At 44.5% G+C, this 7352-nt stretch carries 7 protein-coding genes and 3 pseudogenes; all 10 read right to left on the bottom strand.

Annotated features, from left to right (window positions below):
* Nucleotides 1-332: pseudogene (locus ABHC48_RS19115) on the bottom strand (relaxase); the annotation flags it as partial.
* The gene (locus ABHC48_RS19110; RefSeq protein ID WP_044024773.1) at nucleotides 304-702 is read right to left on the bottom strand and encodes a plasmid mobilization relaxosome protein MobC; all 399 of its coding nucleotides are present in this window, start codon (nucleotides 700-702) and stop codon (nucleotides 304-306) included. The gene ABHC48_RS19110 and the pseudogene ABHC48_RS19115, both read right to left, overlap by 29 nt.
* Before the next feature lie 523 nt (nucleotides 703-1225).
* Nucleotides 1226-1429: a helix-turn-helix domain-containing protein gene (locus tag ABHC48_RS19105; RefSeq protein ID WP_173681418.1), complete on the bottom strand. Its 204-nt coding sequence runs from the start codon at nucleotides 1427-1429 to the stop codon at nucleotides 1226-1228.
* The gene (locus ABHC48_RS19100; RefSeq protein WP_173681419.1) at nucleotides 1419-1865 is read right to left on the bottom strand and encodes a sigma-70 family RNA polymerase sigma factor; all 447 of its coding nucleotides are present in this window, start codon (nucleotides 1863-1865) and stop codon (nucleotides 1419-1421) included. Before ABHC48_RS19100 ends, ABHC48_RS19105 begins: the two co-directional genes overlap by 11 nt.
* 203 nt (nucleotides 1866-2068) lie before the next feature.
* Nucleotides 2069-3217, bottom strand: a complete 1149-nt coding sequence (locus tag ABHC48_RS19095) for an ABC transporter permease subunit (RefSeq protein ID WP_173681420.1) — start codon at nucleotides 3215-3217, stop codon at nucleotides 2069-2071.
* A gap of 47 nt (nucleotides 3218-3264) precedes the next feature.
* Nucleotides 3265-3912: pseudogene (locus ABHC48_RS19090) on the bottom strand (ABC transporter ATP-binding protein); the annotation flags it as partial.
* On the bottom strand, nucleotides 3888-4613 hold the full coding sequence (locus ABHC48_RS19085) for a hypothetical protein (protein WP_173681422.1): 726 nt from the start codon (nucleotides 4611-4613) through the stop codon (nucleotides 3888-3890). The gene ABHC48_RS19085 and the pseudogene ABHC48_RS19090, both read right to left, overlap by 25 nt.
* On the bottom strand, nucleotides 4606-5070 hold the full coding sequence (locus ABHC48_RS19080) for an RNA polymerase sigma factor (protein WP_173681423.1): 465 nt from the start codon (nucleotides 5068-5070) through the stop codon (nucleotides 4606-4608). Before ABHC48_RS19080 ends, ABHC48_RS19085 begins: the two co-directional genes overlap by 8 nt.
* A gap of 168 nt (nucleotides 5071-5238) precedes the next feature.
* Nucleotides 5239-5361, bottom strand: a pseudogene (locus ABHC48_RS19075) (Maff2 family protein); the annotation flags it as partial.
* Nucleotides 5362-5482: 121 nt separating this feature from the next.
* Nucleotides 5483-7342 carry a VirD4-like conjugal transfer protein, CD1115 family gene (locus tag ABHC48_RS19070; RefSeq protein ID WP_334285743.1) on the bottom strand — a complete coding sequence of 620 codons (1860 nt, stop codon included), beginning with the start codon at nucleotides 7340-7342 and terminating at the stop codon, nucleotides 5483-5485.
* Nucleotides 7343-7352: the final 10 nt, after the last annotated feature.

The raw sequence follows: 7352 nt of genomic DNA, 5'->3' as shown, positions 1-7352 counted from the left end.
TTGCAGAACTGCTCGCCCAACTCCTGCGCCCGGTCTACGGTCAAGCCGTTGTCTGTCCCGTCCCGTGGGTCAAAGCTTATGATATAGTGGTGGCTTTTCACATCTTCCCGTTTTTGGTTTTTCTCATAGCGGAGATTAGCCCGCATACAGGCAACAGCGAAATCCTCGCCCCCGCAGTTAAGGGAAGAAATGCGGTAATCCTCCCTCGGTATCAGCCGCCCGTTTTCATCAAGGGTGGGCTTCATGGTAAACTCGTCATGCTCAAATGTGAGGTAGGCTTCCGCTGCGCCATAGTCTGCATTTTTAGAGCTGATATGTTTGAATGTTGCCAACCGCGTCACCCACTTTCTGCAAGATTTCAAACTTTAGGGCAGCAAGGTCGGAAACCGCCGCCCGTACCTCCCCGGCAAGCTGCGGGTAGGGGCTGTGCCACTCGTTCAGCGTCCGGGCTATCTGGTTTAAGTTGCCGCCGATCCTGCCGTATTCGGCGGTCAGCTTCCCAACAGCGGCAAGCAGCTCGTCATTGACGGGGGAAACAGTTATGATGGGGCGTATGGCTGCCCCGGTTATGGCTTGCCGGATAAACTCGGATTGGCTCATGTTGCAGGCAGAAAGCCTTTCCGCAAACTCGGCATATTCTTCCTCGGTCATGCGTGTCTTGACTACCCGGCTGCGGTGCGGTGTGTTGTATCGTTTTCGCATGGTAAAACCTCCTCGACTGCCGCATGGCTGCGGCGGGATAAGCGGCGTAAGCCGCATGGCAGGGTTTGGGGAAGGCACTCCCCAACAAGATTCCCGCAGGGGCAAAATGAGCGATAAGCGAATTTTGGTACTGCGGTAGAATCTTGCTCTAAGTAAGCCGCAGATTTCCCCTTGCACTTACTACTCGTATAGCCGCCGCCCGTTTTGGCTGGATTTCTGCAAAAATCTTACGGCGTGGAGCGAGTTTTACCCGCAGTTCTTTCTTTCCGCTAAAGATACATTTCAAAGGCCGCCAGCTACCCGCTTGCCGGGAATTTCTCAAATTTTCCTTTACCTTAGAAATACAGGAAATGCAGATTTGGCTACCGCCGCAGAAAATTTTTTATTTCCGGCTTCACCTACCTACTACGGACGGATTGCGATTTTGCCAAACGGACAAAGAAAAAAGCAGCAAATCTTTTTCAGACTTACTGCTTTTCGCTGCCGCCGGTGACGGTGGGGTATTCAGTTGTGGGCTGTGCCGTCATTCTCTAAAACGGAATTTGAAGATTGCGGCAAGCAGCGTTTGTGTGATGTAGTCCTCTGCGTCCGGGTTAAACTGCCCGTTTACGAAAGCGGAGAAATATATGTGCCGCCGGTAATGCTGCAAAATGGTATTGACCGCCTCCGGCTCGCCGCTGGCGGCCTGCACGATTGTTTCATAGGGGAGAAGTCTGCTATTCCTCATGCGTCATTCCCTCCATTTCCTCATAAAGCCGCCGTAGGGATTTGCGGATATGGTAGCCGGTGGCGCTGCGGCTGCGCCCGTACCGTTTCCCGATTTTCTCCTGTGAAAGACGGTGGTAAAAGGACAGGTAAAGCATTTCCTGTTCCTCAACCGGTAGACGGGAGAGGGCTTGTACCAGCAGCCCGTTGTTTAAGATAACTGTATCACCGCAAAGGTTCAGTATGTATTCCTCGTCCGGCTCCGGGGCTTGAAAACATTTATCATTTGTGCCTAATGGGTGGTGCTTTTCTTCTGTGAGGTATTCAAGGGATATTTCTCTTTTGTATTTCCGGCTCCAATCCCGCAAGGCGGTGTACTTGGCGTTGCGGATAACGACAACGCAAAAGGCATGGAACGTGTACTCGATATGCTCCTTGTATTCTTCTGTGCAGGTCATAGAAAATCCCCCTTTCCTCCACAATGGGCTGTGCATGGTTGACGGGCTGTATTATAATCATAGGGGGCGGCAGCACTCCTTGCTGTCGCCCCTTGATTACCCTCCTGCAAAGACGGGCGGGGCTGTCAACGGCGGGCATTTATGCCCGTTAAGTTTGCCGTTGACTGCTTCGCCTGGTTGCGCTACCCGTTACGGAGTTACATTTATCTACCGTTAATCTGATAGCGATTGTATGTCAGTTTTCCAATCAAAGCGAAAATGACAGCCAACACCAAATATACAATCGGCGCATACTGATAAGCTGCTAAAGGACTGCCGCCCACATGAAACATAGAATAACGAAATGCCCCGTTAAGCGAAACAAGATTACTCGGAAGCAGATACCAAATTTCAGAAAGCAGTTTGAGGTTTGCGGGCATTTCCATAATGAACATTGTAACAAGGAGAACACCCGTTATAATTCCAATGGTAGCAATGCTATTTTTCGTTACCTCTGATAACATCATGGTAAATATGCTAATCAATGCAGCTCCGGCAAAGGACAATCCAACTAAAATCAAAGCTGCCTGTCCCACGGTAAGATTAAACGGGCGCAACAGAACAAATTGCAGTATCGTATCATATCCGTCAAATCCATATAAAAAAGCAATTATTCCGAACATGAGCAGAGAAAGAAGCAGCGTAAAACCTACACCTACCGTCAATCCCGCAAGGGTTTTCGCTGCATATAATTTCTTCTTCCCAAGGCGGGTACAAAGGATTACCTGGTCTGTTTTTCGGGTATGCTCCACGGTAAATACCGTTGAAAGACAGATTGCAATAAACATGATTTCCATACAGGTAATCAATTTCATCATATCTGCAATTTGCCGCCAACCGTCAAAATATCCGTGATAAACAATCGGCTCGTCAAATGAAATACTTTCGGTCAGCCCTGCCGGGGTATTTGCTTCTAACTGTGCATTTAATTTTTCATAAAATGCTTCGCTATCACATACTAATATTTCCGCGCCTGCTTGTGTCCCCAATGTTCTGCCAATGAAATTATATACATCTAAGTACGGGAGTGCTTCTTTGTAATTTCCGTTAAAAATAAAATCCTCATACGCAGGGCGCATTTCGTCAATCAGTTTTTGGTCTATCGCTCTGCCGGAGATCTGCTCTGCGGCTTCCTGTTCTGCCCGATTTGCTGCATATCCATTTAGGGAACTGTCGGAATATTCCCTATTTTGCGGAAGTACAGCACTTGCTATACCCCAAATAACAAGTCCTACAAGCAGGACGCCGCCTGTAATCCAAACAATTTTTCTGCTGATAATCTTTCGCAGTTCAAACTTATATAGCGTAAGCATAATCACTCCTCCTCAAATTCATCAAGATAAAATTTCTCCAAGTCGTCGATTTCATCAGCAGAGCCATTAAATACAATCTGTCCTGCTTTCATCATAAGCACCGTATCTGCGATATGCTCAATATCTGATACGATATGGGTAGACAGTAAAACAATGCTTTCCGTACCCAATTCTTTAATCAGATTACGGAAGCGCACACGTTCTTTCGGGTCAAGCCCAGCGGTAGGCTCGTCTAAAATAATAATCTTTGGGTCATTCAAAAGTGCCTGTGCAATACCAAGCCTTTGCTTCATGCCGCCGGAATAGGTCGCAATTTTCTTTTTGGCTACGTCGGAAAGGCTCACCAATTCCAGAAGTTTTTTTGATTTTCGTTTTGCTTCTGTCTTTGTCAGTCCTTTTAATGAAGCCATATATAAGAGAAAATCCATGCCGTTAAAATCCGGGTAATAACCGAAGTCCTGCGGAAGATATCCCAATTCCGCCCGGTATTCCTCGGAAGATACGTCCATTCCGTCAAAAGTAACCGTACCGCTTGTGGGTTTCAAAATACCGCAAAGCATACGCATAAAAGTAGTTTTCCCTGCGCCGTTTGCCCCAAGCAGACCATAGACACCGTTTGTCAGTTGTAGGCTTACCCGGTCAACGGCTATTTTGTTTTCATACTGTTTTGTCAGTCTGTCAATGCAAAGTTCCATATAAATCCCTCCGTTTTTTTGAATGTATGGTAAAATTCTTTTGCAGTAATTCCAAACAGGAATAAAGCTGCTACTATCCACCATACCAAGTAATTTGTCTGGAATAAAAAGTCTGCCATATAGCGAAGCGTCATATTTACCCCGCTTACAAAAACAGCTACCGCCATGCACCCATAAATGACTTCTTTATTACGGAAACGTCGCACAAGATATAGGCTGATACTTGTTGTCAATAGATACGGAACAAACAAATATACACCTGTCTGCATAAAGGAAATACTGTTTGCAACATGGCAGACCGGAATTATGATACAAAAAATCCCAAAGTTGAAAACACCTAAAATAATCAACCTTGCCAAAACAACACTCTTTAAGGAAAACCGGGCAGACATTTCTAACTCATTCATTCCGTATATGGCAGATTTTGTGCTTTCTGCAATAAGCAGCAATGCAAGAAAAGGGGTAAATGCAGATACAATCCATACCGTATTTTCACTTGCAAAAGAAGCCGCCCATGCTACGGGCAAAAGTATCAATATAGACATTAGCCATACGCTTTTCTTGATAAAGGGAATTTGGCTGCATATAAATGTTTTGGTACTGATATGCGGGCGGGGCAGCGAATGGATAAACTGAACCTTGCGACCCGGCGTAGGTGCGTCAAACGCTTTAGCAATCTGTTTTTTTAGTTCTCTATTCATCTGAAAAGCCTCCTTTCTGTAACTCCGTTTTGAGATATTTTAATATCCTTGCGGTTTTTCGGTATATGGCAAAACGGGAAAGTCCTGTAATCTTGCATATCGAAGCTATGGGAACATCATTTGCATATCGAAGCAGCAACAATTCCTGTTCGTCCTGCGGAAGTTTGTAAATGAGGTTTTTTATTGCAATGCTGTCTATCCACTCCTGTGTTGGGTCATAGCTCAATTCCTCGTTTATCTCACATGATTTTTCTTTGCTTCCTTTTCGGTATTCTTCAATACATAAATTACGGGCAATCGTGTAGAGATAAGGAAGTTCTTTGTCGCTGTTAAGGCTTAACTGCTTATTGAAAAATCGCAGAAATGTTTCCTGCGTTATATCCTCTGCCGTTTGACAATGGCGGACTTTGAAATAACAGTAGCGGTATATTTTGTCATATTGTTCTTCCAAATCCATAGCGTTCAAGACCTCCTTTCATTATGTATAACGGTTTAGCCACATCAAATGTGCGGCTGTTTTGAAAATTATAGCATATTTTTGCAAGTTCTTTTAGGCTGCGGAATAGTGGTAGGCTACTGTCTATGCTTGTATTTTGGTTTTGCTTCTTTACTAAACATAAGCATTAGCGCCGGGATTGTCATTCCCATATCCTTCCAGAAGGTTTACGACACCCCACACGCCAAGACCTGCACCGATTGCGACTACAAGAGTTTTTAAAGTTGTAATTGCACTGCTAAAAAACGCCATATACATTCACCAAAACTGACTTTTTTCAGGTGTTTACGGGAATGAAAAAACACCGACTAAAAAGCCGGCGCACCTAATGTCAGTTATTCCTTTCCTCATTATTTTTCGTTCATTCCCAAGGTTACTCCGACAGTTCTACATGAATTACTTCCACCTCTTCTTCAGATTTCGGTGTGTACTGCGGATTTAACTCTTTCTCAACTTTGTATCGGTTCTTCTCGTTTTCATCTGCAAGAAGCCGATAGTTTTTGTGTTTCGTGATATCATATTTGTCCGAGAAAAATGGTCTGGCACCACGGATCTGCAGGATACATTTTCCTCCATCCATGACTGCAATCTCATCTTCTGTCATCAGCTGTTTGCCTGTTTTCTGGTAATTCAATCCAAAAGACTTCTGATTACTCCTCGTCTCCGAAGTGTTATACAGGTCAATGGTTTCCTTACCCAGAAGCTCACTCATTTCCTTTAATGTGGTCTTCTCTTTCCCACCAAGGAATAAAGTCGTATCACAGTTGCCCAGAATGGTATCTACACTATCCTTATACATTGCCTTTAACTGACTCTGTGACTGCAAAATAATAGAAGCAGAGATTTCCCTGCTTCGGATAGTTGCGATCAGCTTGTCAAACTGAGGAATTTGTCCGATGTTGGCAAACTCATCAGCGATGACACGCACATGCACCGGAAGTCTTCCACCATATTCATCATCTGCCTTATCGCAAAGCAGATTGAAAAGCTGTGACTGCAACATCGCAATCACAAAGTTGAATGTGGTATCCGTATCGGACATAATCAGAAACAAGGCTGTTTTCCTGTCTCCGATCTTATCCAGCTCCATTTCATCGTAAGACATGATCTCACGAAGCTCTGCGATATCAAATGGGGCAAGTCTGGCACCACAGGAAATCAAAATCGACTTCGCCGTTTTGCCGGCGGCCATTTTGTATTTTTTATACTGTCTGACCGCAAAGTGCTGCGGATCTCTTTCTTCCAGTTCCTGGAACATCATATCCACTGGATTCTGGTAAGTTTCATCCTCTTCACGGGTTTCGCTTTCATTCAAAAGATCCAGAAGAGTATTCAGATTCTTTTCCTCTTCATCACCTTCATACCAGATAAAAGCAATCAGTGCTGTATACAGCAATTTCTCTGCTTTCACCCAAAAATCTTCGGAAGCTTTTTCCCCTTCGCCTTTGGTATTTACAATGATTGTTGTCACCAGCTTCAGGATATCTTTTTCAGACCGTATATAAGCAAATGGATTGTAATGAAGGGATTTAGAAAAATTGATCGTATTCAAAACCTTAATCACATAAGGCTCATATACCACTTTCCCGGATTTATCTTTGATGACATTTCCATCTTTATCCCTCTTCGGCGGTCCCTTTGCTAACATCTTCCCGCACTCCTCGATCAGAGTGCCTTTGGGATCTGTAATGACCATGGAACAGTTCATCTGCATGACCGATGGTTTTACGAAAAAACGTGTCTTACCGGAACCACTGCCGCCGATAACTACAATATTTTTATTTCTTGCATATTTCGGTTGCTTCGGTCTGCTCTCCATCGTCAGTGCTTCTGTTGCTGTCAGTGGAATGTTCATCCATGGATCATCTGACATATAAGGCTTGATATCCTCTGCAGTTCCCCATCTGGCTGAACCATACTCGATTCCTTTCCGGAGTTTCTTTGCATCTGACTGTTTCTGCCAAACCAATAGTTTCAAAATAACTGCGACAGTAACTCCAACCAATAGGTCTCTCAGGTCAAAACTTAGCAGAATTCCTGTAAAGATCCGATCTGCATGTTCCATCGCATATAACAGTTTGTTCCCTATATCTTCTCCGGGACTTCTCCTGTATAAGCAGGAGGCCCGGTCCGCATAAAAAGCGGTCAGAACATAGGGAAGATTCGTAAGAACCAGTTTCTTTTTATCCAGGGCGGACAGCCTGACCCCAGCCTTATTCTTCCACTTCTGCATCAGCTTATTG

Source organism: Ruminococcus sp. 1001136sp1 (assembly GCF_039841815.1).
GTDB classification, from domain to species: domain Bacteria; phylum Bacillota; class Clostridia; order Lachnospirales; family Lachnospiraceae; genus Blautia_A; species Blautia_A faecis.
The sequence above is the reverse complement of the archived record's forward strand: the minus strand, read 5'-3'. Positions and strand labels throughout refer to the sequence as shown.

Bases quoted from the DNA above. Each gene is read 5' to 3' on its own strand.
- ABHC48_RS19110 (WP_044024773.1), bottom strand. From the start codon at position 702: ATGCGAAAACGATACAACACACCGCACCGCAGCCGGGTAGTCAAGACA.
- ABHC48_RS19105 (WP_173681418.1), bottom strand. From the start codon at position 1,429: ATGAGGAATAGCAGACTTCTCCCCTATGAAACAATCGTGCAGGCCGCC.
- ABHC48_RS19100 (WP_173681419.1), bottom strand. From the start codon at position 1,865: ATGACCTGCACAGAAGAATACAAGGAGCATATCGAGTACACGTTCCAT.
- ABHC48_RS19095 (WP_173681420.1), bottom strand. From the start codon at position 3,217: ATGCTTACGCTATATAAGTTTGAACTGCGAAAGATTATCAGCAGAAAA.
- ABHC48_RS19085 (WP_173681422.1), bottom strand. From the start codon at position 4,613: ATGAATAGAGAACTAAAAAAACAGATTGCTAAAGCGTTTGACGCACCT.
- ABHC48_RS19080 (WP_173681423.1), bottom strand. From the start codon at position 5,070: ATGGATTTGGAAGAACAATATGACAAAATATACCGCTACTGTTATTTC.
- ABHC48_RS19070 (WP_334285743.1), bottom strand. From the start codon at position 7,342: ATGCAGAAGTGGAAGAATAAGGCTGGGGTCAGGCTGTCCGCCCTGGAT.